The sequence below is a fragment of the Pseudoscardovia suis genome (genome assembly GCF_002797875.1).
GTDB lineage: Bacteria > Actinomycetota > Actinomycetes > Actinomycetales > Bifidobacteriaceae > Pseudoscardovia > Pseudoscardovia suis.
Genome location: NZ_PGFC01000005.1, coordinates 65,889 through 89,875 on the forward strand (window position 1 = coordinate 65,889; position 23,987 = coordinate 89,875).

A 23,987-nucleotide genomic window follows, 5' to 3' on the forward strand; every position below is an offset into this window, starting at 1 on the left:
GTCCTTCCTCTGTGTTGCCTCTGTGTTGCCCCTGTGTTGCCTCTGTATCGCCGCGTCACAGGCCTTGCTGGTAATCCTGGGGCAGGTCACGGAACCGCGACATCGCACCCTCGAACGCCAACGTGAACGTGGCGGTCGGACCGTTACGATGCTTTGCCATGATGATATCCGCTTCGCCGGGTCTGTCATCCTTGTTATACACATCGGGGCGGTTCACGAGGAACACGACGTCAGCATCCTGCTCGATCGAGCCGGATTCGCGCAAATCGCTCAGCATAGGCGTGCGATCGGCACGCGCCTCGACACCACGGTTGAGCTGCGACAACGCCACCACCGGGACCTCCAGCTCCTTGGCGAGCAGCTTCAGCGCGCGGGAGAACGTCGCGACCTCCTGCTGGCGGGACTCGACCGCATGATCGGAACTCATGAGCTGCAGGTAATCGACAACCACAAGCTTCAAGTCATCCGTCTGCTTCAAGCGACGGCATTTCGCGCGGATCTCCATGAGGCTCATATTGGGTGAATCATCAAGGAACAACGGCTTGTCTGCAATGTTAGACGCACACACGTTCAGCTGCTGCCAATGCTGCTGCGTCAACTGGCGCGGGTCGCGCAGCAACCCGAGCGGAACGCTGGATTCCGCGGCGATGATACGCTGCGAAAGCTCCAGCTTGCTCATTTCCAGCGAGAACACGATGGTGGCGAGCCCGTGGTGCAAGGCCGCCGACCGCGCGAAATCAACGGCGAGCGTGGACTTACCCATTGCCGGGCGGCCTGCGACAATGATCATCTGCCCTGGTTGCAAACCTTGCGTCACATCATCAATGTCGCGGAAACCCGTAGGCACGCCGCGGTTGATCGTTCCGTCCTGGATGTTTTGGATGGTGTTGAGCGTCTCCTCCACCACGCTGCCGATTGGCATGTAATCCTGCCGCACACGGCCAACGCCCACTTCATACATCTGAGCCTGCGCGAGGTTCACGATGTCTTCAGCGCTGCGGCCGCCTGCGTCGTAACCCAGCTGAGCAATCTGCGTGCCCGCCATGATGACACGGCGCAGCACCGCCTTCTGGTGCACAATCTCGGCATAGCTGACAGCATTGGCGGCAGTAGGCACCGCATCGGCGAGGTGAGCGAGGTAATCCGAACCACCCACCTTCTCCAACTGCCCACGCTTGTGCAGCTCCTCGGCGACGACGATGGGATCCACTGGCTCCGAATTGGAAAACAGCGTGATGATCGCCTGATAAATCATCTGATTGCGCGGCTGATAAAAGTCCTGCGGTTCCAGAATCTGACTGATTTCACCGATGGCATCCTTGCTCAGCAGCATACCTCCAAGCGCCGCCACCTCAGCATTGTCGTCATGCGGGGGCACCCGGTCGAACAGCGTAGCATCCGGGCGGTCGTCCCGCGCGCCGTTCGCGGAACGCGAGTACCTCCGGGAATTGCCATGCGGCGTGCCGTCTGAGACATCCGGTCGCATAGGCAGACTGCCGGATTCATCCATCGGCGGGAAATCTTGGGAACTCATACCCCCGATTCTAACCGTCACCCCCTGATTCACAGCCGACACCGGGGATTCGCCCCGCCGTTCCTTGGATTCGCCGAAGACGGAGGATAAACCGCACCAGAACCCACCCCAAACCTCCATCATCGGCGACTCTCTCAACCACTCGCCGAAGACGGAGGATAGACCCACCCAAAACACACCCCAAACCTCCATCTTCGGCGAACCAACCAATCAGTCGCCGAAGACGGAAGGCATGCAAGCAATCTGCGGCAATCTGCGTCACCTCATCGGCGAGTCGCCGCATTAGCCTTGCGGCGCTTATGCACAATCACCATTGTCGCCACAACACCCACAGCTACCGCCACCGCCACAATGCCAACGACCCAGCCACGACGCCATGCAACATCCCGACGTGAATTCGCCACCGCGGCGGCGTCCCCGCTGTCTTTCGCAGATGCCTGTTCGCCATTCCGCGCATCCTTGAAATCCGCCTCATCCAGTACCGGAATTTTTAAAAGACCTGAAGTACCAGTATCCCCCTGGTTCAACACCGCCGTCATGGTGTAGTACATCGCATAGCACCATTTGCCATCGGCTGATATCTGAGCCCAGCTGAAGTAAGCGGCATACTTCTGCTCGATGTATGGAATGCCTCGGCTTCCCCATGCGGACGCATCAATATTCTGAGCCACCGTTTCGCCTGTCGACACATCGGCTGTCGTCACGCCCATCGTGGTTCCTTGGTATTTCCCAATGGAATCCGCGGCGTTAGCGGAATGCGTCTCCTGGACGTTGATTCCATCGAAACCGTATACCAGATTCCCGCCACGAGAAAATCCCCAACGGCTGTAATCCCCCGGCGGAATTGTCATAAGGACCTTCCAATCATCCATCGACACAACATCCCACCCGTCTTTCTCCTGCACCATGCACTTCGAGAAATCAGGGGAAATCACAACCGGAGCAATGCCATGCGCTGTGTCCGCCGCATTGGATTCAACGACCTCATAAGTCATCACCTTTTTCGCAGTGCGCATATTCGTGTCGATCGCCCACACATCCCCAGAGAATGGGTCGAATGACGGTTTATCAGATAACGACTCTGAATCGGTTGCCGCCGTCTGAGACGCTCCTTGGCTCGCTGTCGCGGTATCGTTATGCTCGCCGTTTGGCAGCGCTTCCAGCACCAACGTTGGCAGGTGCTGCACAGTCGGAAAAGTGTGCAAGAAGCCCGACACGGTGTTCCACTGCAACTGCTCAGTCTCCACACCCATCCGTGTTATCGCACCGGTCGCCGTGTCTATGGCAACAACCTCGGCAGCAGAAGTGTCACCAGCAGCGTTCGAATCGCTGACCGAGCCGGTTGCATAGAGGGTCTTCTCGTCGGGCGAGATGCACTGCACCTTGAGATTCGCTACCAGATTCCCCACAGGCTTACGCGATGCCAGACTCCCATCGGCGATGTTCCACACATCCAGATACTGCTGGCGTCCTGAACCGCTGGATTCTTCATCAGTGTCTACAGAAGTAATGGTGGCGCCGTGCGACGTGATGACGTAATCGCCGTTTGCATGTATGACTCGCGAACTCAAATCCGACGTATCAACAACAAGGAGGCTGCTGCCAATACGTGCCACAGCGCGGCTGCCGTCAGGAGTGACTGAGGCTTGCTCTTCATCAGCGCTCTCATATGTCGCTTCCGACTGGGCAGTTTGCACCACGCTCATATCCGATGCGTTGATTTTGCAAATCATTCCGTCGTTGTCGAAAACGTAAATGGTGCTGCCATCCGCAGACATGACCGCAGATGACGCGCGCCCAGAGCTAAAGCACGGCGCGTCTTGCTGCACCGCAAGTTTGCGATCGGCGGTCATGGGAACGGACATCTCATCAGCATGAGCAGGACGGGCGCCGCCAACACAAGCAACGCTCGCCAAGCACAAGCCCAAAGCAAGCACGGTAGCGAGCGCCGCACGTGGCAAAGAGCCCCTGCCGCACGCAAGGGCATGGGCTCTTTGTCGCAGCGCGCCCCGCAGCAGACTCACACGCCTCAAGCCAGGACCATGCTTGCCTTCCACGATTCTCCTTTCACAGCCACCTTACTGATACTGGTATCCCAGTCTACTCGCGTGCAGTTAAATCAATAACCGTACATCAGGCGTACCGCCGTACTGGAAACCCATATCAATGAATGGGTTTTCGATGCCATGCCCGCTGTTGTCTCTTGCATGGCTCCACTGATCCGAGGTATTCATGCGGCAGTATTCGAAGCGCAAGTAATTTGGATGCGTGGCACCCGTTGCATTGATATCGTCACGGAAGTGCCATGACATGAATGTGCATTTATGGGATAGGTCACGAACAGGAATGTTCTTTTGTAACATTCATCACATTCCACACGCGACACGCGCGGGAGTCCACAGTGGACAAAATTTAAAGTTATCCACATTTCCACCCACATGGTGTGGAAAACTGATGTTTTTTATCCACATCATGTGGAAAACCGGGTGGATAACTTGTGGACGTACGGGGATAACTCAATTGTGGAATTACATCATGAAAAAACGTGCTAGTCGCGTATCATCCTGAATTACACAGCCGGATCCGCCCGTTCAAACTGTTTACCCGCCGTTCATAAAGCACAAGAACATTGCAAATAAGCACAGTTTTTAACAGATTGCGCTAACATACGTCCATTTTTCAACAGTTGCGCACAAATGATGAAAACTCACGGCGATTCGCTTCAATCCGACAAACAACCGAACGAATCCATAAGTGCATTCACACACAATCCGACAACTTATCCACACTTAGAACAACCATCAATGCACATCAACGCACACCGACACGCACAAACACATCCGCCGACGCAACCAACCAATGACCGCCCCTACCTGCAGGTCATCCGCGCACGCAGCAACTCGGTACCGCCGGCGGCAATAGCTCATCCGCTCACACTGCGCGCCGCCCGAGCAACCGCGCAGAGAAAAAGACCATCATGGCGTTATAACGGCGCCACGACAGCACCACACACCGAGGAAATCAGTCCTGCAGCTCACGCCCCGAAGCATCCTGGTGCCACTTGCTTCCCGTGGACGAGCTCAGGATGAGAATGCCTTCGATGAACCCCCAAATGCTTGCCACTCCGAAAGTCACGATCGACAACACCAGCTGCAGCACTGCTTTGCCCGTATTGCCCAGATAAAAATTGTGAGCCCCCAGACCGGGAAGCAGAATGCCAAGCACTCCGGCGGCAACCTTTGACTTGTCGGAAAGCGGCGTTGCGCTCACCGGCGCTTGGTAATACCCCTGTTGGTAATACCCCTGGGAGAAATAACCATAGCCGGATTGCGCATCGGCATACGGTTGCTGAGCGTAGGTTTGCTGGGAATAGCTGGTATCGGCATAGCCAGATTGCCCGTATCCGTTCGAATACCCCTGCTGGCCGCTGCCGCTCTGCGAATATCCAGTTTGCGAAGAATCGGACGAGGCGTAGGTCTGCCCGTACTGTTGGGAATACCCGGACGACGTGTAAGGCGTCTGCTGGTATCCGGCCTGCTGAGCCTGCCAATCAGATACCTGCCCATAATTCGGCTGCGAATTGCCCGACACTGCGTCCTCGGGAACGCTGGAACCTGAATCAGTCATGATCTCTCTCCTTCAGTATGTTTTCAGTGCGGCCCCAGACCGCCATACCGCCATCATCGATGCGCCATCTCCGCACCTTATGCCTCGGGCACATGGCGAGCACCAACATCATTGTATCGAACAACAATCGCTGACACCACTGGGCATGAGCACCATTCCGCGCCACCTCGTTCCGCGCCCTACGGGTCCGCTCCCCTCGGGTTTCGCGCACTACCGGCAGCGGGCGCGAGCGGCGTTATACATGGCGCCCACGAGCGCAGCGCGCCATTCGCTCCACCCTTGACGTTTCGAGATGAGTTCGCCGCTGGTTGCGCCCAATGACGAGGAATCCGCTCGCGTCAGGTCAAACAGCATGTCAAGCATCAGCGGATCGCGCCCCACTGCCTCAGCAAGCTCGCTCACCGCCGCCTCATCATCGGGGCTGCGCTTCATCGCATAGCGCGACAGCGTCAGGTGTTCCCGAATCAACACAAGCGCCATCCGCCGCACGTTTTCCGCATAACCCCAGCGTTCCAACACAGCGGCGGCATGGCGCTCGCCCTCCGCAGCGTGGTCGGTCACGCCCGGCCGCTTGCCGATGTCGTGCAATATTGCCGCTAACAGAAGCGCAGACCGATGCTCCTCGTCATACTCCTGCCCCTGCGGCGACGCAGCAGGTATACGAGAAGTCGTCTCCACCATGTGCCTGTCTATGGTGTAACGATGTATCGCAGACGCACTCGGACGGTTGCGCACACCGAGCCACTCGGGCATCCATGCGCCAGGTATTCCCACGTAATCCAAGCTCTCCCACAGATCCGGCAGCCGCTCGCCGCTTCCCAGCAGTCGCAAGAAAAGCCCGCGCGCCTCGTCATCCCAGTCCCGAGCGCTCACCGGACATTGCCGCAGCTGGAGCAGCGTGGAAGGACCGATCTGCAGACCGTTTTCGGCTGCGGCAACAGCCACGCGCAGTTCCAAATTACGGGATTCCGCAGGCTTCACGCCCGGGGCGAGCACCACCTCGCCTTCGAGCTCGGCGGCGTCAGGCAGCAGTATGGTGAACTTCGGCTTGGAACGCTTACCTTGGAAGAACGCAAATCGCTTGTGCGAATGCGTGACGGTGTGCTTAGCGTGCGACATGGTGGAATCAAGCGCGAACGCGATATGCCGCCCGAAATGCGCCAGCCTGGTCTGCAGCATTTCAATGCTTTGCGCCTCGCGGGCATCCGGCTCGAGCGTTGGATCGGCCAGTCCCATCATCGCTGCCACGCGCGGTTGAAAATCGCCCAGCAGCAAGTCGGTGTCGTGGTGCGATACCAGCTGAATGCAATCACGCACATCGAGTAGGTTTTCGACGCATTCACGGTATTCATCCTCATGCGGACGATCAGCGAGCCACGACGCCACAAGACCGGAAACAAGCACGGAATCGCGCAAACCTCCGCGCGCCTGCTTCACATCAGGCTGGTTGAGATACGCCAGATTGCTGAAGCGCTCGGCACGTTCATCCGCTGATTGCTCCAGCTCTGAAAGCCTCTTCGTCGCGGCCTTGCGCCAACGCTGCAATATGGATTCCGCGGTCTCCTGCACCACCTGCACGTCGCCCGCCACCGGCAGCACATCCAGCCAGCCCATCGCGGCCGGAAGATCGGAATCAGTCACGGCCTCGCATTGCTGACGCGTGCGCACCGAGTGGTCAAGGTCGAGGCCGGAATCCCATAGCGGATACCACAAATGGTTGGCGATTGTAGTCACCGTCGACTCGTCGACTTCATGCGGATCATACATGACAACGAGATCCAAGTCTGAGCAAGGCCCCAGTTGATGGCGGGCCAGTGACCCCACGGCGGCAAGCCCGATGCCATGCGGCTGCTCCCAGTTTTCGCCATGCTCGGCAGCGGTGGCGGCGGTTTGCTCGATCGCCTCATTCCACAGGCGGCGCAGTGCGGTGAACACCAGTTGCGAGCGCTGCTCTCGCTTGGTGGGCCCCTCGCGATACACGCCGTCGGCATCCAAGCCGCTCATCGCCAGCAGCGAATCCTTCAGTCCATCCACCGCGCTTGCCATCGTGCCTCGCTCTCCACGGGCGCCGCCCGCTTTCTCGTTCTTCGATTCATTATCGCAACCGTTATCGAACCATTGCGTTACGTCCCACCACGAATCTCGTACCACGCGCAGCGCCGCAGCCGGAGGGGCAATGTGACAGCCGGCACCCCATGCCGGCACCCCATGCCGACCACAATGTGTCAGCCACCACTCACACAAAGTGACCCGCGACTGGGATCCCCCGTGCTATGTGCCAGCCACCACTCACACATAACCGCCATAACAACGCCAGCCTCGCAAGGAACCCCAGTAAACAAGCCGATCCCAAATCCATCCACCCCACCAACACCCCCAATGTGACAGCCACCACGCGCACATAACGCCCACCGACACCCCGCGCCAAGAACACAACCCAGCAAAAAAGCCACGCTCCCACCACGCAACACAACCAACGCCGGCTATGTGCCAGCCACGGCTCGCACATAGCCGGCACAAGGAACCCACCGCACAAGGAACCCAACAAACAAGCCAATCCCAAAACCATCCACCCACCAACACCTACAATGTGCCAGCCGCCACTCACACATAACGCCCGCCAGCACCCCGCGCCAAGAACACAACCCAGCAAAAAACCACGCTCCCACCACGCAACACAACCAACGCCCACTATGTGCCAGCCACGGCTCGCACATAACCATCCCTCCGGAACTACCACGACCGCAGAACCCAGCAAACAAGCCGCTCCCCGCACCACCCGCACCCAGCAAGCCAACCTCAGGCACCAATGTGCCAGCGACCGCTCACACATAACCGCCGCAACAACGCCAGCCTCGCAAGGAACCCCAGCAAACAAGCCAATCCTGCGCACCCCCACGCCAACGCACACCCCAATGTGCCAGCCGTCGCTCACACATAAAAAGGCTCCCGTGTTGCGCTCACGGGAGCCTTCGAAAATCGACGTCGGACGAAAGAAACGGCGTCGAGGCGACGGACGACAGCGTGAACGAAGGAGGAAATCAACGCCACGCCCGCCACGTCTAGTAATTGGCGGTCACGCCAGGTTTTCAGCACATCAGCCCGGACGTATCGCCGCAACCGGAGGTGCCTGCTTTTCAAGAGGCTGGCAGCTTCGCCGCCCGCTGGCTGGCAGCTGCCCGCCAGCAGACCTTGTCAGTCCGCAGAGCCCCGACCGCAGATTGCCAGCCCGGCCGGCGGCGCCAGCCGTCGCCGGTCTGCGCGCACCAGACAGCCGGCCGCCGGTCAGCCGCGCAACGCCCGCACGCTCGCCAAACCGACCCGGCCCCGCCAGAACCCCGTCAGATGGCGGCGGAACCGGTTTCCCCGGTGCGCACGCGGGTGACGGAGTCGAGCGGCGCAACCCACACCTTGCCGTCGCCGATGGTGCCCGTCTGGGCTGCCTTGACGATGACGTCGACGAGAGTGACCGCATCCGCGTCATCGGCAAGCACCTCGACGCGAATCTTGGGGATAAGGTCAACGGTGTATTCAGCGCCGCGGTACACCTCGGTGTGACCGTGCTGACGGCCGTAGCCGTTCGCTTCGGAAACCGTGATGCCGTGCACGCCAACGGCGGCAAGGGCTGCCTTCACATCGTCAAGTTTGATGGGCTGAATGATTGCGGTAATCAGCTTCATCTCACTTCACCTCCTTGAGGATCGCAGTGGACATTCCAGCGAAATCGTAAGCACGTTCGCCCTGATCTGCCATATCAATGCCCATAACTTCGTCACGTTCGGAGACACGCCAGCCGACGGTCTTCTGGAGAGCGAAAGCGATGATGCCGGTGATGACCGCGCTGTAGATGATGGCGCACAGAGCAACCACAATCTGCACAGCGAGCTGACGCCAATCGCCGCCTTCGAACAGGCCGGTGCCAGCAGCGAAGAAGCCGATGAGCACGGTGCCGATGAAGCCGCCGACGCCATGCACACCCACCACGTCGAGCGAGTCATCGTAGCCGAGGCGGAACTTGAGCGAGCAGGCGCAGCAGGTGGCGCAGCCAGCGATGGCGCCCATGATCATTGCGGCGAGAGGAGAAACCACGTCAGCGGCAGGCGTGATGCACACAAGGCCTGCAACCATGCCGGACGCTGCGCCGATGGCGGTGAAGTGACCGGTGCGCACGCGTTCAGTGAACAGCCAGCCCAGCGTTGCGGCGGACGTCGCGGCGGTGGTGGACACCCAAGCATAGCCAGCGGTGCCGTTGGCGGCGAATGCGGAGCCGGCGTTGAAGCCGAACCAGCCGAACCACAGCAGGAACGCACCGAGCATGACGAACGGCACATTGTGAGGCTTGATCGGCTCCTTGCCGAAGCCCTTGCGCTTGCCGATGATGAGCACGACGATGAGGGCTGCGGTTGCGGCGTTGATGTGCACGACGGTGCCGCCTGCGAAATCATGAGCAGCCGTGCCGATCCACTGAGAAATCGCACCGGTCGGAGAGAGCAGACCGCCGCCCCAGACCATGTGGGCCATCGGAGCATAATCAAATGTGATCCACAGCGCCACGAACAGCATCCACGTGCTGAATCTCACACGCTCGGCGATTGCGCCGGTGATGAGAGCCACGGTGATCATGGCGAAGGTGACCTGGAAGGCGACATCGATGATGTGCGGGTATGTGGTGGCATTCGTATCAATTGACGTGTAGATGCCATTGTCCGTCGTGATCACATCATGAAGCAGGAAGCCCGTTCCCGGATCACCGAAGATTCCGCCGATATCGTTGCCGGCGTAAGCAATGGACCAACCCCAGAACGTCCACACGACGCCGGTCACTGCCAGCGCAGCCGTGGACAGCATGAGCATGTTCAGCACTGCCTTGGCGCGAACCATGCCCCCATAGAAAAACGCCACACCAGGCGTCATCAAAAACACAAGGCTGGCGGATACCAGCATCCATGCGGCATTCCCAGAATCCATAAGAGCTCCTTCCTCTCATGCCTTACCCGGCGGCGGTACGCAAAACATGCGCCATCGCGCATTCGCCGCCAGTCATACAAAACAAGTTCATCTTGCTTGGGAACCGTTTCTTGGAAAGTTTCGTTATGTAACGCGCGGGTTACGGTTGTTGCGAAAATGAAACACGCGTCGGGTGGAAGGAGCGGGAGGGACGAGGAGGGATGAGGAAGGATAAGAAAAGAGAAGGAAGAGGAAGGAAGAGAAGGAAGAAAGAGAAAAGAGAAGGAGAAAAGAGGAGAGGAGAAAAGAGAGGGAAGGGAGAGAAAAAGGGAGAGAAAAGAGAAGGGGGATAGAAAACGGTGAAGAAAGACGAGGTGGGAGAGAAAGGACAGGGTGAAACGAGGTAGGTGAGAAAGGATGAAGGTAGATGAAAGTAGATGAAGAAAGGCAAGGCGGAACGAGGAGGACGAGCGGATACGCAAACGGCGGCTCCACGCAATTCGCATGGAGCCGCCGTTTCAGATGTATCGCGCTTAGGCGCATCGCGCTCAGATGCATCGCACTCACCGAGCACTCACCGAGCACTGGCCTCAAGCAGGCCAAGAGCACTTAAAAGCGCAGGAAAAGAGCACCGCGAGCGCAAACGCCAGCAGAGCGCTAGTCGCCGAGGATGCCGTCCACAAACCCTGCAGGGTCAAACGGCGCCAGGTCATCCGGCCCTTCGCCCAAACCGACGAGCTTGACCGGCACGCCCAGTTCCTTCTGCACGCAAATCACGATGCCTCCCTTGGCGGAACCATCGAGCTTTGTGAGTGCCACGCCGGTCACACCGATTGCCTCGGAGAACACGCGCGCCTGCACCATGCCATTCTGTCCAGTGGTTGCGTCAAGCACGAGCAGCACTTCGTCGACCGGCAGTTTCTTCTCGACCACGCGACGGATCTTGCCAAGCTCATCCATCAGGTTCGCCTTGTTTTGCAAGCGTCCCGCGGTATCGATGATGAGCACGTCGGCCTGGGAATCCACTGCTTTCTGTGCCGCGTCGAACGCCACGGATGCCGGATCGGCGCCATCATGGTCGGCGCGCACCACCGGCACACCCACATGGCTGCCCCACGTTTCCAGCTGGTCGGCAGCCGCCGCGCGGAACGTATCGGCGGCGCCCAACACCACGGACTTGCCTTCCGCCACGAAAAGACGCGCCAGCTTGCCAGCGGTTGTCGTCTTGCCCGTGCCGTTGACTCCCACCATGATGATGACGGAGGGCTTATGCGCATCCGCGCGCTCGGCGGCCAAGCTGCGATCGGTGTCTTCGCCAACCTGCTCGAGCAACATACGGCGCAGCGTGGCACGCACTTCGGACGCGTCCTTGTTGGAATGCACGCGGGCGTCGGCACGCAGATCATCAACAATCTGCGCTGACGTTTCGGCACCCACATCCGCCAGAATCAGCGTGTCTTCGATGTCTTCCCAATCGGCTTCCGACAGGTTGTCTTTCGTCAGGATGTTGAACAGCGCCTTGCCGAACGGATTCGCGCTCTTGGACAGCCGCGAGCGCAGACGAGTGAGTCGTGATTCCTTGCCTTCCGGGCTTTCTGCTGGCTTAACGGCGGCGGTTGCCGCAGGTTCCTGAGATTCCGGAGATTCCGCGGATTCCGGAGATTCCGCGGATTCGGCAGCCTTGGCTGGTTCCTCAGCCGAGGTCTCAGCTGAGGAACCGATGGCAGGTTCAGCGGACTCAGCGGAACCAGCCGCGGCAGCGTCTTGTGAAGCGATCTGTTGCGCGCCACTGGGCTGCGGTGCCGGAGATTCCTTGGACTGCGACTTCTCAGCGCGCGGTTTTTCGGACTGTACCTTTTCGGACTGCGATTCCTCAGACTGCGACTTTTGGGCGCGTGACTTCTTGGAATTCCAGACGACCAGGCAGACGACCGCCGCAATTACAACGACCGCCGCCACGATAATCCATATCAAAGCCTGCGATGGCATATCTATCCCTCCCTAAATGTTGAGCAGTATTGGCCCAACCGTGAATTGGACCAACTGCGAATTTTGACCGGCCACGGCGCCGGCAAGTGCGACGCCCGACACTGTGCAGCGTCATCGACACCGTGCAGCATTCGACACTGTGCAGCATTCGATATTGTGCAGCATTCGATACCGTGCAGTGTCATCCGTCAGCGAACCGCAGCATTCAGCCGCAGACGGCATATCGGCGCTATCACTGAGATTGCCGACCGCGAGCCTCCCGCGCCTTCTGCTTGGTGCCATTGCGGAAGTTGTGCACTTCCACCACCGACGAGGTCTGCCCCAGAAACACAGGGTTATTTTGATCTGAATCGGATTCGTTGGACTCACCCATCGCCGTGGGCGCAAATGAAATGTTGGCTCCGGCGACGCGCGGAGCACGGGAAGGATTCGACGCCGGGTCGCTGCTTTTGCGCGGCGCGTCTTCCTTCAGCGACTGCATATGAGCCGCAACGAGCACAATAACGGCGATGAGGACGAGCCCCACCCCCCACAATGTAAGAACCAAGGCCATACCCTCTAGTTTGCCCGATACTGTGGAAAACCGCTCGAATCCAATCCAATTTCATACTATTTTCGCGCAATCTTCACATTCCACCCGCCCCGCCCCTCGCCAGGTTTCACGTGAAACAATCAATGCTTTTCAATGTTTCACGTGAAACACAGCATTTCGCCTCGTCCACCATCCACCTCCGAATCCGATAACCCCTCGAATCAAAGCAATCGCAATCGCCACCGACCATCAGACCTGCTCCCCCAGATACCCCACTACGCCCCAGATGAGCCACTACACTAAAGGTTTATGGGCACTTCCAGAATGTCTGCATATGAACGTCGTGAGCAGCTGATCCGCGTGGGACGGCACCTTTTCGCGGAGCAAAGCATCGATACGCTGAGCGTGGAGGAAATCGCGAGCGCTGCGAAGGTCAGCAAGCCGATCATCTACGAACATTTCGGCGGCAAGGAAGGCCTGTACGCCGTTGTGGTGGACCGCGAGCTGCAGACGCTGTCGGAATCCCTCAATGATTTCTTCACCCACCACCCCACAAGTGAGCGCCAGACGATGGAGCGCGGCGTGCTCACATTCCTCACGTACGTGGAAGAGCACAACGAGGGCTTTCATGTGCTGTTGCGCGATTCGCCCAGCACCGACCCCACTGGATCTCTCAACACGTTGCTGATGACGGTGAGCGTGCAGGTGGAGAAGATGCTTGACGAAAGCTTCAAACGCGCCAAGCTACCCACGAAGGGCGCGCCGTACTACGCGAACATGATTGTGGGACTTACGGTGTTCAGCGCCCAGCTGTGGGCAGACAATCCTCATATAAGCAAGGAGGAGCTCGCCGCCTATATCGTGAACATGGCATGGTACGGCATGCGAGGCATCGATGCGAAGCCGCAGTTGTATTTCGAAGGCAAGGAGGCTGAGGCGCGGCGCGCGAAGGAACAGAAGGAGGAGCAGAAGCAACAGGCCCGCGAGCACAAGCGCGCGCTCAAGGAAGCGAAGCAAGAGGCCCGGCAGGCGGCGAAGCGTCACAGCAACCACGGCGATGATGCGCTGGAGGCATCGCCGAATGCTGCGGCTGATGCGGACGGTTCCGCAGACCTCGACACTGCTGCCCCAAACCCCGCTGATTCCAACACTTCCGTTGACCCCGGGATTGACATTGATCCAGAAGTGGAAGAGGCATTCCACGATCTGGACACCGACGACGAGAACCACAACTGACCAGGGATCACAGCTGACAAGGATTCCAGCGCCGGCACGAGTTCTCGCATCATCACGGGGATCCTGACGCCGCGCGATCATGCATCCACAGCGCAAACGCCACCGCGACCCGATTCGCCCCGATTTCATCGCGCCTGTCTTACCGTGCCCATCTTGTTGTCGCAGGCCGCTGTCAGCACAGGTCGCTGTTTTCAAACCGCCGTTTTACAGACCGCCGTCAGCGCAGGCCGCTGTCAGCGCCGATCCCCACGAGCCATTCGCGCAAATCATCGACCTCATCTATGCAAATGGAATGGTCAAGCCCCGGATATTCGCACATCTTCAGATATGTGTGTTCCTCAAGCCACGCGGCGAACGCCTTGGCTTCGTAGCGCGGGATGCACGTGTCGGCAAGCCCCACGCCATAAAACACACTGGTGTCAAGCTGCGCCAGCTCCTCATCACCCGGCGCTGTGCCCGGCACTACACCGGGGGCGAGAAAGCCCGACAGCGTCACCGCCGCCGCATAGCGCTGGGGATCCACGCGCAGCAGATGCACCGCCAGCAATCCGCCTTGCGAGAAGCCGAGCGGAATCACCTTGCGGTCAGCGGGCACATTGGCAGCGACCCACTGATCTATGGCACTCGCCGCAGCAAATGCATCACGGTCCAAGTCCTCACCAGCTGGCACACAATCGTGGAACCATGTGCCAGCGGCCGGATATCCCGGTAAATGCAATGGCGCTTGCAACGCCACATAATCCGAGAACGGCGATACATAGCCGGCGAAGAACTCGCGCATGTCCGCAGCGCTCGACCCCCAGCCGTGCAGCAGTAGGAACAGCGGTCTTTTTTCATTGCGTTTGCCGCCGTCCTGCGACCATTCAGCGTGCGTCACCTCGAGTGGATCGCCAAAACGACCGGGTATCACATCGGATTCGCGGCCAATCAATCCCGCCGCGCCGTTCATTCTCGTCGCGCTGTCGTGGCTGCCCGGGAGACCGCTGCCATCCCCCACGTTGTGGGATTCACTGGGTTCACTGGAATTATTCACGGCATCGTCCGCTTCATCACCTTGAGCATCACGCATGCCCCCCATTATGACGCACAAAGTTACGAATCACACGGATCACGAGCGCACAGCGGAACCGCACACTGCTCACTCATGCAAATACAATGGGTGGCGATGCATCACACCGCGCAGCCACGAAGCCGCTGAGCCGCGTAACCGCACAGCCGCTCAGCCGCTGCGCACCGGCAACGCCTTACGGGATGCACAAGGAAGGAGGCACCATGCCTCATGCGCTGACCTCGCTCACGATAATCCTGCTCGTCGCCACCGTCGCACCTCTTATTTCGAAGCTGATTCCCGGCAACATCATGCCGGAGGTCGTGCTGCTTCTGTTGGGCGGCGCACTGCTCGGGCAGCATGGCGCCGGCCTCATCCTCAACCTCGATTCCGTCGAGATGCTTTCTCAGCTGGGCCTCGCCTTCCTGTTTCTGCTTGCCGGCTATGAAATCAACCCCAAGACGCTCAGCGGCCACGTCGGGCGCTCCGGCATGCTCACATGGATTGTCACATTCGCAATAGCATGCGCGCTTGTGCTGTTTGCCCCAGGATTCGCGAGCCATAACCTCAATTCCATGCCCGTCGCCATCGCCATGTGCACGACGGCCCTTGGCACGCTCATCCCCATCCTCGCCGACCGCGACCTCACCGGCACCACAGTGGGTGACGCGATCCTGGCGTATGGCACGTGGGGCGAGCTGCTGCCAATCATTGCGATGGCGCTGCTGCTATCCACGCGCGCAAAATGGCAGACCGCGTTGGTGCTGGGCGGTTTTGCGCTGCTGTGCATCGTGCTCGCTGTCATTCCTAAGCAGGCGCGTAAAGCTGGTTCCGCGTTGTTCCGTTTCATGGAAGGCAAAGCGGCTGGCAATTCCCAGCTGCTGGTGCGCGCCACCGCGCTGCTGCTTGTGGCGCTTGTGGCTGCCACCGCCGTGTTTGATCTGGATGCCGTGCTCGGCGCATTCGCCGCGGGCTTCGTGCTGCGCTACATCATTCCAGAAGGCAACGAAGCGCTGGAATACAAGTTGCACGCCATCGGATACGGTTTCTTCATTCCGATTTTCTTCGTCGTCTCCGGCACGAAAATCGACCTGCGGGCGGTGGCGGCAGCTCCCGGGCTGCTCATCGGATTCATTGTGATGCTGCTGTTGGTACGCGCTGTGCCGGTGTTTTGTGCCCTCACAATCGACCCGCAGACCCGTTCCATCTCCACGCATCATCGCATCACCGTCGCGCTGTATTGCGCCACCGCGCTACCGCTCATCGTGGCTGTTACCGATGTCGCGGTCAATTCAGGACAGATGGTGCAAAACACTGCGTCCGTGCTGGTGGCGGCTGGCGCAGTGACGGTGTTCCTGATGCCGCTTTTGGGATCGCTCACCTACCGCGTGGCTGACACCCATCCGTTCAAGGCGTTGCGGAAGATTTCCCATGATCCGCGCGATTTCGAACGAATCGTGCGCGAGCATCGTGATTTCTCCCGTCTGCTCGCCCACGAGGAAATGGTGGAACGCCAGGCTGCGCAATCCGGACCCGAAGGCGCTGCAGTGCCGTTCGGCCCGCAGGTTTTCGCTGCTGCCGAGCAAGAAGATGCCGCTTCCGCCCGCTCCGTTGTCGATGTGGAGGATTTTGCCACTGCGGCAACCGCAGACAACGCCGCTCCCACCGCTGCCGTCGCTTCCGCCACCACTGCTACCGCCACCACTGCTACCGCCACCACTTCCACCGACACCACAGCTGATGCCGGCACCGCCACCGATACCGCACGCACAGCAGCCGGCAACGCCACAGACACCACGGATGAGGCTGCTGCCGAAGAAATCCCCGTACCTTCGCCGCACCGCACGCACATCATCATCCACACGGTCAATGCCGGCAAATGGCGCGCCTGGGATGAAGCGCTGCGCCAAGCTGCCGCAACCGAAGCCGCGCACGCCAACGCCGAGGCGGCATACGCACGCAGCGACGAATCGCACGCCACCGAGCACCGGATGCTTGAGCAACGACACCGCATGACCGAACGCCGTCTCGAGCTCGCCCGCAGGGTCATCGCTGAACGCAACAAGCGTCTGCGCGAACTGGGCATCGACCCATCCGTCACCACGAAGAACGCGCGAAGCGACCAATTCTTCCCACCCGCTGTAGACTGACAACAGTACGTACACGCTTAGCGCACGCCCAGTGCACGCTCAGAGGGGAGCAAAACCATGCTGCTCAGCGATCGCGATATATTCGCCGCTCAAGAAAACGGTGATTTTTCGCTTGACCCGTGGACCCCGAAGATGGTTCAGCCGGCATCAATTGATGTGCGTCTCGACCGATTCTTCCGCATTTTCAACAACCGCAAATACACCTACGTCGATCCTTCCGAAGATCAGGAGGATCTCACCGAGATGTTCGAAGTGCCCAAGGGCGATCCGTGGATTCTGCATCCCGGGGAATTCGTGCTTGGTAGCACCTGGGAATACGTCAAGCTGGGCACCACGCTGGCAGCACGCCTCGAAGGCAAGAGCTCGCTGGGACGCTTGGGAATCCTGACGCATTCCACCGCCGGCTTCATCGACCCCGGTTTCGAGGGGCATATCACGCTGGAGCTGTCGAACATCTCACCGCTGCCGGTCAAACTGTGGCCTGGCATGAAAATCGGCCAGATTTGCTTCTTCAAGCTCTCGAGCGAAGCGCAGAACCCATACGGTTCAAAGGCGGCAGGCTCGCATTACCAAGGGCAGCGTGGACCGACGCCTTCGCGCAGCTACATCAACTTCTATCAGGCGGATGTCTCGGACTGATAACTGACCGTCGCGGGAATTCCTGAAGCGATTCCCGCGACGGCCCTGATTGTGACGGCAGCGATTGCAACGGCCCGCAATCACGACGGACCTCAATCGCAACGGCTCCGATACCCCCAATTGATTCGGCCGCGGTACGCACTGATTCGACTCAGTGCAGACCGCGGCCGATGCGTTTCCTGCCTATTTCAGGCGGTTCTCACTTGCCTTTGGCGGCAGCCACGGCGCGCAACACGAGCTTGTACAGCTCACTCGCCACCAGCACGCACGCCGCAAGCCCCAGGCACTCCAGCCACTGACGGCCAGTGAGAGGCGTGGTCCCGAACGCTGTGTTGAGCGCCGGCACATTCACCACAACCGCCTGCAATGCCGTGGACAATGCGATTGCCGCCCACAGCCAGCCATTGCTGAACAATCCCTTGAACGCCGAGGCAGTTGCCGACCGCGAGGCAAGCGCATTGAACAGCTGCGCGAACACAAGAATCGTGAAGCCCATCGTGCGGGCGAGCACAATCTGCTCGTCATGCGATCCGCCCAAGTCATGCCTGTCGGAGAACAATCCACCGGGCAGCGCCATGTCCATGCCGATGAGCGTCACAGCAGCCATCGCCACGCCGATGAACACAATGTCCGCCCACATGGCGCCGTTAATCACACGGTCGGTGATGTGACGCGGCTTGCGGGCCATGACATCGTCCACTTCGCCATCCACGCCCATCGCGAGCGCCGGGGCGGCATCAGTGAGCAGGTTAATCCACAGAAGCTGGACCGCAAGCAGCGGCACGGTCACGCCTGTGCTACCGGGATCGGAAAATCCCAGAACGCCGGTGAGCAGCACTCCGAAGAACACGGTGAGCACTTCGCCCACGTTCGAGCTCAGCAGATAGCGCAGGAACTTGCGGATGTTGTCGAATATCACGCGTCCTTCGCGCACGGCGGCGACAATCGTCGAGAAATTGTCATCTGCCAAAATCATGGCCGCGGATTCCTTGGTAACCTCGGTGCCGGTGATGCCCATGGCGACACCGATGTCCGCCGCCTTGACTGCAGGCGCGTCATTCACGCCGTCGCCGGTCATGGCGACGATGTTGCCTTGACGCTGGAGTGAATTCACGATGCGCAGCTTGTGCTCAGGTGCCACACGCGCGTATACCGACACGTCGCGAGTGGTTGCATCAAATTCAGCGTCATCCATTGCATCGAGTTCATCGCCGGTCACAGCGCGACGATGGTCGGCGTCCACAATCCCCAGGTCGCTGGCGATGCGGGCAGCGGTGAGCGGATGATCGCCGGTGATCATGACCGTGCGCACACTGGCGCGATGCGCCTGCGCCACGGAATCGCGCACTTCTGTGCGCGGCGGGTCGATGATGCCGACCATGCCGGCCCAGATGAAATCACGCTCGATGACGTCGCTTTGGTCAGCCACATCCTGCACCTGCCCCGCGGCATCGAGAGCGATGCCCGGCACCTGTGCGAGCGACGTGACCTCCAGCGGCCTGTATGCCATGCCCAGCGTGCGGTATGCGTCAGACGACAGCCGCGTGATCTTGGATGCGATGCGCTCACGGTCGGCGTCTTCGATGGGGCGAATCTGCCCTCCGTCGTAGATACGCGTGCACTGTTCCAGCAACACGTCGGGGGCGCCTTTCGCCACTGCTGTGAGCTTGCCCGATGCCGACTTGTCGGCGAGCACCACCGTCTGCTTCTTGCGCTCGGATGTGAACGGTATCTCGGCCACGCGCTCAAAGCCCTGCCATGCGCGCAGTGCGTTCATTTTGCGCGCCGCGACGATGACCGACACTTCGGTGGGGTCGCCGATGCACTCCCACGTCGAGGTGCCATCGGTGCCGCGATGCTCACGTAGCTCACCATTGTTGGCCATGGCGCCAACGCCAAGAGTGAGCATTGTTTCGCTCTCGACCGGGGTGCCGTGGCGCACTTCCGAGCCATCCGGCCCCCATGCCTGGCCGGTCGGCGCATAACCCGTGCCTGTGAGATTCACATGACCGGTGGATGTGACAACGGTTTCAACAGTCATCTCGTTGCGGGTCAGCGTGCCGGTTTTGTCAGAGCAAATAACGGATGCCGACCCCAGTGTTTCAACGGAGCTGAGGCGTTTGACGATGGCATTGTGCTTGGCCATGCGCTGCACGCCGAGAGCAAGCACAACGGTGAGGATGGCTGCAAGCCCTTCGGGGACGGCGGCGACGGCAAGAGACACGGCGAGAAGCAGGGAGTCGATGGCATCCTGAGCGGTTGTGAAACCTTCGGTGATGGCAAGCGTGGCGATGACAACGACGGCGATGATGCACACCGCGACGCCCAGCATCTTTGAAACACCGTCCATCTCTTTTTCAAGCGGCGTTTTCTCTTGCTTCGTGTCGTCGAGCATGTCGGCGATCTTGCCCATTTGCGTGGCCATGCCGGTGCTGGTGACGATGGCGCGTCCGGTGCCTTGCGTCACCGACGTGCCGTTGAACACCATGTTCGTGCGGTCGCCAAGGGATTTGACGCCGTCAAGCGCCACCGTCTGCTTAGCAACCGGCACCGATTCACCCGTCAACGACGCTTCGCCCAGTCGTAGGCTCGCGGCTGCGGTCAGGCGGGCATCGGCGGCTATTGTGTCGCCTTCGCCGATGACGAGCACATCGCCAGGCACCACGTTCTCCGTCGCCACTTCAACGACTTTGCCGTCGCGTAACACCATCGAATGTGGCGCTGTCAGCTTCGACAATTCCGCCACCGCGGCCTGCGCTTTGTTTTCTTGCACATACCCCAGGATGGCGTTGAGCAGCAAAATCACGACGATGACGATGCAATCGAAGGGTGCGGCCTCCGCTTCGGCAGGATTCGTGGCTCTTTCCACGAACCATGCGACGAGCGAAATGGCGGTCGCCGCAAGAAGCAGGTAGACCAGCGGGTCTTTGAATTGCAGAAGGAATTTCTTCCACTTGGGGACCGGCGGCTTGGACTTGAGCCTGTTGGGGCCGAATTCTTCAAGCCTGCGCGCTGCTTCGGCGCTTGACAGGCCAGTATCAGGATTGACATTCAACGCCTTGGCGACGTCATCGATGCCTGTGACAGACGGATCAACATCAAGGGGACCATTCCCCGGATGCTTCGCGTCGTCGGCTGCATGGTCTTTCATGCGGGAATTTGTGCCAGATAGGGTGTCAACATCAGTCATGACAACTCCTTGGGTTCGCCGCGGAGTAGTCAACGCTGCTGCATATGCACAGCGCTGCGCGGATATCAACGTGTTCTTTCCGTGTTTATCGTAGCAAAACGATGTGGGGATTTGAAGAATACCACGCCGAAGACGCACCAGGGAAGGCCCTCAGATCGCACGATACATTGCCCAACGCGCCTTCCCTCCCCCGTCTTGCACGGCCATCTTGCCCCGCTTTGCCCCGTCTTGCCCGGCCATTTTGTCATGCCTCGCCGCGCCGATGCCGGTGACGGCGCACTATGTAAAATGGTGCGCATGGCACAGAAAAAAGGACCAACCAAAGGATCCGGCGGCAAGCACCGCAATGCACTTCGCGGCAAGGGCCCGACGCCCAAGGCCGAGGACCGCGTATATCACAAGGCGCACCGCGCCAAAATTGCAGCAGACAAGCGCCGCGCCGCAGACCCACGGCTGGCTGCGAAGCGCCGCGCCGCACGATTCTCCAGCAATGACACCAGCGACTTGGTGATCGGCCGCAACGCGGTGCTCGAAGCGCTGCGCGTAGGCGTACCGTCAAAGGAACTCTACATCGCCACGCGCATCGAACACGACGATCGCACGCGCGAGATCATCAAGCTGGCAGGCGCGCAATCCCTGCACCTGCTCGAAGCGGACCGTCTGGAGATGGACCGCATCGCCCACTCGTCGAACCACCAGGGCATCGTGCTGCGCACGCTGCCGTTCGAATATTCGTCTCTGCAGCAGCTCGCCGATCGCGCCGAAGCCAAAGCAAAGGCCCTGGAAAACGCCTCGACGCAGGCACGCAACCTCGCCAAGCCGCTGTTCATCGCGCTTGATGGCGTGACAGACCCGCAGAATCTGGGCGCAGTGATTCGTTCCGCCGCCGCTTTCGGCGCCAATGGCGTGATTTTGCCCGAACGTCGCAGCGCTTCCGTGAACGCCGCTGCATGGAAGGTGTCCGCAGGCGCTGCCGCGCACATGCCGGTCGCCAAGGTCGTGAACCTCACGAAGGCCATCGAGAGCCTGCGCGAGCGCGGCTACTATGCTGTCGGACTCGATGGCGGCGGCACCGCAGAAGTGGGCCGCACTGGCTTCGAAACCGATCCGCTCATCGTGGTGCTCGGCTCCGAAGGCAAGGGAATCAGCCGTCTGGTGCGCGAATCCTGCGATGTGATCGCCGGCATTCCGATGAGCTCGATGGTTGAGTCGCTCAACGCCTCCGTGGCGGCCGGCATTGCCTTGAGCAGCGTGTACTCCGCGCGCATCCATTCCGCCGAGTAAGGCAACGCGAGTAGGGGCCAGCGCAAGCAGCAGTCATAGAAGGCCAAGCATGACCTCAGACATACAACCTCAGACATGTAAGAGGGGCGCAACCGACGTGCGAATCGCTACTGGTTGCGCCCTTCTTTTTATGGACATTGTTGCAGGAACGTTCACAGAACTCTGCACCGCAAAGCCGCAAAGCGCACCCCGTTCCATTCGCGGCGGCGTGGGGCGCGCGGCTTCAGCTCAGTCCTGCTTGCCGCTCACGTCCTGGGACCAGACGCTAGCATCCTGATCATCCTCATCGGAATCGTCATCGGGCTGCGCAGCATTGGCAACACCAACCACCACGCGACCCTTGCCGTTGGTACAGTCGCCGTCAACGCCACCGGTGATGGATGAATTATCGCCGTATGTCGCGGTGTCATCCACCACACCGGCGTCGGCATCCATGTTGATGGCGCGCATCACCTGCGTATCAATGCGGTAATCCTTGAGATACTGGTCGATGTAGCTTTGCGTAGCGGTCGCCATCGGCACATCGTGCCCCATCTTCTCACCCAAATACCACCGGTGCGTGAGGACTTCGTGGAAGAACTGAGCCGGTTCGATTTGCGAACGGTACTCCGGGGGAATCATGCGCACGGTTGGCTCGAACACTTCGCGCATCCAATCCGTCGCCACGATTTCGGCATCCTCGTTCTGCCTCCACGTGCTCATGCGATACGCCTCGATATCGTTGAGCAAACGCCGAGCCTGGTTCTCTTGCACATCGAGGCCGGTGAGTCGCAGCAGCTTGCGCGATGCGTAGCCGGCGTCCACAACGCGCGGATGCACGTTCACGCGGCTGCCGTCCTCCGTGGTGGTCATCTCAAGCTCATCCACGTCAAAGCCCAGCTCATTGAGCTTGTTGACGCGCTTCTCGATCTTCCACATCTCATCGGGCTTGAACGTCTCGACATCCGTGAGCGCGCTCCACAGCGAATGGTAGCGGTTCACCAGGCGGTTGCCGACCTCCACTTCATCCACGCCGGAAGGCAGCAGGTTGCCGGAGTTCAAATCCATCAGTTCACCGATGATGTTCGTACGAGCCAGATCGATGTCATATTCACGCTGGCCATCCGTGAGCTTGGGATACAGCTCGCCGGTTTCGGCATCGACGAGGAATGCCGCGAATTCATCGGCATCGCGCAGGAACAGAACGTTCGACAGCGACACGTCGCCCCAATAGAAGCCAATCAGGTGCAATCGCACCAGCAACACGGCAAGGGCGTCGATGAGGCGCTGTGCGGTGTCATCGCGCAGATTGCGGGCGAACAGAGCACGGTACGGCAGCGAAAACTTCAAGTGCTCGGTGACGAGCATGGCTTCGAGTTCCTCGCCGTTCTTGCTGTGTCGTCCGGTAACGACGGCTATCGGCTTGACCGCCGGCACATCGATTTTCTCAAGCTGGCGCAGCGTCTCGTATTCCCTCTCCGCAATGGGGCGTGTGATCTCCTTCATTGCGTAGATATGCGATCCCACACGCACGAAACGCACAACGTGGCGGGAGATGCCTCGCGGCAGGTTGACGAGCAGGTCATCCGGCCATTCGGCAAGCGGAAGGTCCCACGGCAGCGTGAACATTTTGGGGTCGGAACTAGCCGAAGTAATAGTCAAAGACTTGGGTTCGGAATCGTTCGTCTCCGCATCTTCGCTGTTTGAGGCTTTAACGGAGGTTGCATTGACGATTCGCGGATCGATCGGTGTCATATCCATGTCTTTACGATAAATCATTCCTTGGTCGGCACGCGCGTATGAGGGTCGCGGCGCGTTGCGTGCCGTCATGA

The 23,987-nt window shown here is 59.7% G+C and carries 18 protein-coding genes; 6 read left to right on the forward strand and 12 right to left on the reverse strand.

Going from position 1 to position 23,987, the window contains the following annotated elements:
• Window positions 1-55 precede the first annotated feature (55 nt).
• From dnaB to CLV65_RS06595, 7 genes are all read right to left on the reverse strand, one after another.
• Window positions 56-1,486: a replicative DNA helicase gene (gene dnaB / locus CLV65_RS06565; RefSeq protein WP_420848375.1), complete on the reverse strand. Its 1,431-nt coding sequence runs from the start codon at window positions 1,484-1,486 to the stop codon at window positions 56-58.
• Between the two features lie 311 nt (window positions 1,487-1,797).
• On the reverse strand, window positions 1,798-3,399 hold the full coding sequence (locus tag CLV65_RS06570) for a YncE family protein (RefSeq protein ID WP_144441817.1): 1,602 nt from the start codon (window positions 3,397-3,399) through the stop codon (window positions 1,798-1,800).
• A 249-nt stretch (window positions 3,400-3,648) separates the two neighbouring features.
• Window positions 3,649-3,897 carry a hypothetical protein gene (locus tag CLV65_RS06575; protein ID WP_144441816.1) on the reverse strand — a complete coding sequence of 83 codons (249 nt, stop codon included), beginning with the start codon at window positions 3,895-3,897 and terminating at the stop codon, window positions 3,649-3,651.
• A gap of 658 nt (window positions 3,898-4,555) precedes the next feature.
• The gene (locus tag CLV65_RS06580; protein WP_094690432.1) at window positions 4,556-5,161 is read right to left on the reverse strand and encodes a TM2 domain-containing protein; all 606 of its coding nucleotides are present in this window, start codon (window positions 5,159-5,161) and stop codon (window positions 4,556-4,558) included.
• A 210-nt stretch (window positions 5,162-5,371) separates the two neighbouring features.
• The gene (locus CLV65_RS06585) at window positions 5,372-7,207 is read right to left on the reverse strand and encodes a [protein-PII] uridylyltransferase family protein (RefSeq protein ID WP_094690431.1); all 1,836 of its coding nucleotides are present in this window, start codon (window positions 7,205-7,207) and stop codon (window positions 5,372-5,374) included.
• Window positions 7,208-8,502: 1,295 nt separating this feature from the next.
• Window positions 8,503-8,841 carry a P-II family nitrogen regulator gene (locus tag CLV65_RS06590; RefSeq protein WP_094690430.1) on the reverse strand — a complete coding sequence of 113 codons (339 nt, stop codon included), beginning with the start codon at window positions 8,839-8,841 and terminating at the stop codon, window positions 8,503-8,505.
• Window position 8,842: 1 nt separating this feature from the next.
• Window positions 8,843-10,129 carry an ammonium transporter gene (locus CLV65_RS06595; RefSeq protein ID WP_094690429.1) on the reverse strand — a complete coding sequence of 429 codons (1,287 nt, stop codon included), beginning with the start codon at window positions 10,127-10,129 and terminating at the stop codon, window positions 8,843-8,845.
• A 200-nt stretch (window positions 10,130-10,329) separates the two neighbouring features.
• On the opposite strand from CLV65_RS06595, the gene CLV65_RS09120 reads away from it, so the two are divergent.
• Together CLV65_RS09120 and CLV65_RS08745 are read left to right on the forward strand one after the other, a co-directional pair.
• Complete coding sequence (locus CLV65_RS09120; RefSeq protein ID WP_275542116.1) at window positions 10,330-10,461, forward strand: hypothetical protein; 132 nt, start codon at window positions 10,330-10,332, stop codon at window positions 10,459-10,461.
• A 74-nt stretch (window positions 10,462-10,535) separates the two neighbouring features.
• Window positions 10,536-10,721, forward strand: coding sequence for a hypothetical protein (locus tag CLV65_RS08745; RefSeq protein WP_144441815.1), 186 nt, complete (start codon window positions 10,536-10,538; stop codon window positions 10,719-10,721).
• Between the two features lie 44 nt (window positions 10,722-10,765).
• On the opposite strand, the gene ftsY is transcribed toward CLV65_RS08745, so the two are convergent.
• Together ftsY and CLV65_RS06605 are read right to left on the reverse strand one after the other, a co-directional pair.
• Window positions 10,766-12,097, reverse strand: a complete 1,332-nt coding sequence (gene ftsY / locus CLV65_RS06600) for a signal recognition particle-docking protein FtsY (RefSeq protein ID WP_094690428.1) — start codon at window positions 12,095-12,097, stop codon at window positions 10,766-10,768.
• 232 nt (window positions 12,098-12,329) lie between these two features.
• Window positions 12,330-12,644, reverse strand: a complete 315-nt coding sequence (locus CLV65_RS06605; RefSeq protein WP_144441814.1) for a hypothetical protein — start codon at window positions 12,642-12,644, stop codon at window positions 12,330-12,332.
• 309 nt (window positions 12,645-12,953) lie between these two features.
• Here CLV65_RS06605 and CLV65_RS06610 point away from each other — a divergent pair, with 309 nt between their 5' ends.
• Window positions 12,954-13,865, forward strand: coding sequence for a TetR/AcrR family transcriptional regulator (locus CLV65_RS06610; RefSeq protein WP_244902348.1), 912 nt, complete (start codon window positions 12,954-12,956; stop codon window positions 13,863-13,865).
• A 217-nt stretch (window positions 13,866-14,082) separates the two neighbouring features.
• Here CLV65_RS06610 and CLV65_RS06615 read toward each other — a convergent pair whose 3' ends face one another.
• Complete coding sequence (locus tag CLV65_RS06615) at window positions 14,083-14,814, reverse strand: alpha/beta hydrolase (RefSeq protein ID WP_094690485.1); 732 nt, start codon at window positions 14,812-14,814, stop codon at window positions 14,083-14,085.
• 323 nt (window positions 14,815-15,137) lie between these two features.
• Here CLV65_RS06615 and CLV65_RS08930 point away from each other — a divergent pair, with 323 nt between their 5' ends.
• Complete coding sequence (locus tag CLV65_RS08930) at window positions 15,138-17,063, forward strand: cation:proton antiporter (RefSeq protein WP_425319300.1); 1,926 nt, start codon at window positions 15,138-15,140, stop codon at window positions 17,061-17,063.
• A 57-nt stretch (window positions 17,064-17,120) separates the two neighbouring features.
• Entirely contained in the window at window positions 17,121-17,702 is a 582-nt protein-coding gene (gene dcd / locus CLV65_RS06625; protein ID WP_094690425.1) for a dCTP deaminase, read from the forward strand.
• A gap of 199 nt (window positions 17,703-17,901) precedes the next feature.
• Here the strand turns inward: dcd and CLV65_RS06630 are convergent, their stop codons facing one another.
• Window positions 17,902-20,853, reverse strand: coding sequence for a cation-translocating P-type ATPase (locus tag CLV65_RS06630; RefSeq protein WP_094690484.1), 2,952 nt, complete (start codon window positions 20,851-20,853; stop codon window positions 17,902-17,904).
• Between the two features lie 336 nt (window positions 20,854-21,189).
• Between CLV65_RS06630 and rlmB the strand changes: the two genes are divergently transcribed.
• Window positions 21,190-22,176, forward strand: a complete 987-nt coding sequence (rlmB, locus tag CLV65_RS06635) for a 23S rRNA (guanosine(2251)-2'-O)-methyltransferase RlmB (protein ID WP_094690483.1) — start codon at window positions 21,190-21,192, stop codon at window positions 22,174-22,176.
• A 228-nt stretch (window positions 22,177-22,404) separates the two neighbouring features.
• Here rlmB and CLV65_RS06640 read toward each other — a convergent pair whose 3' ends face one another.
• A complete protein-coding gene (locus CLV65_RS06640) occupies window positions 22,405-23,916 on the reverse strand; it encodes a DUF4032 domain-containing protein (RefSeq protein ID WP_094690424.1) in 1,512 nt (503 codons plus the stop codon).
• Between the last annotated feature and the right edge of the window lie 71 nt (window positions 23,917-23,987).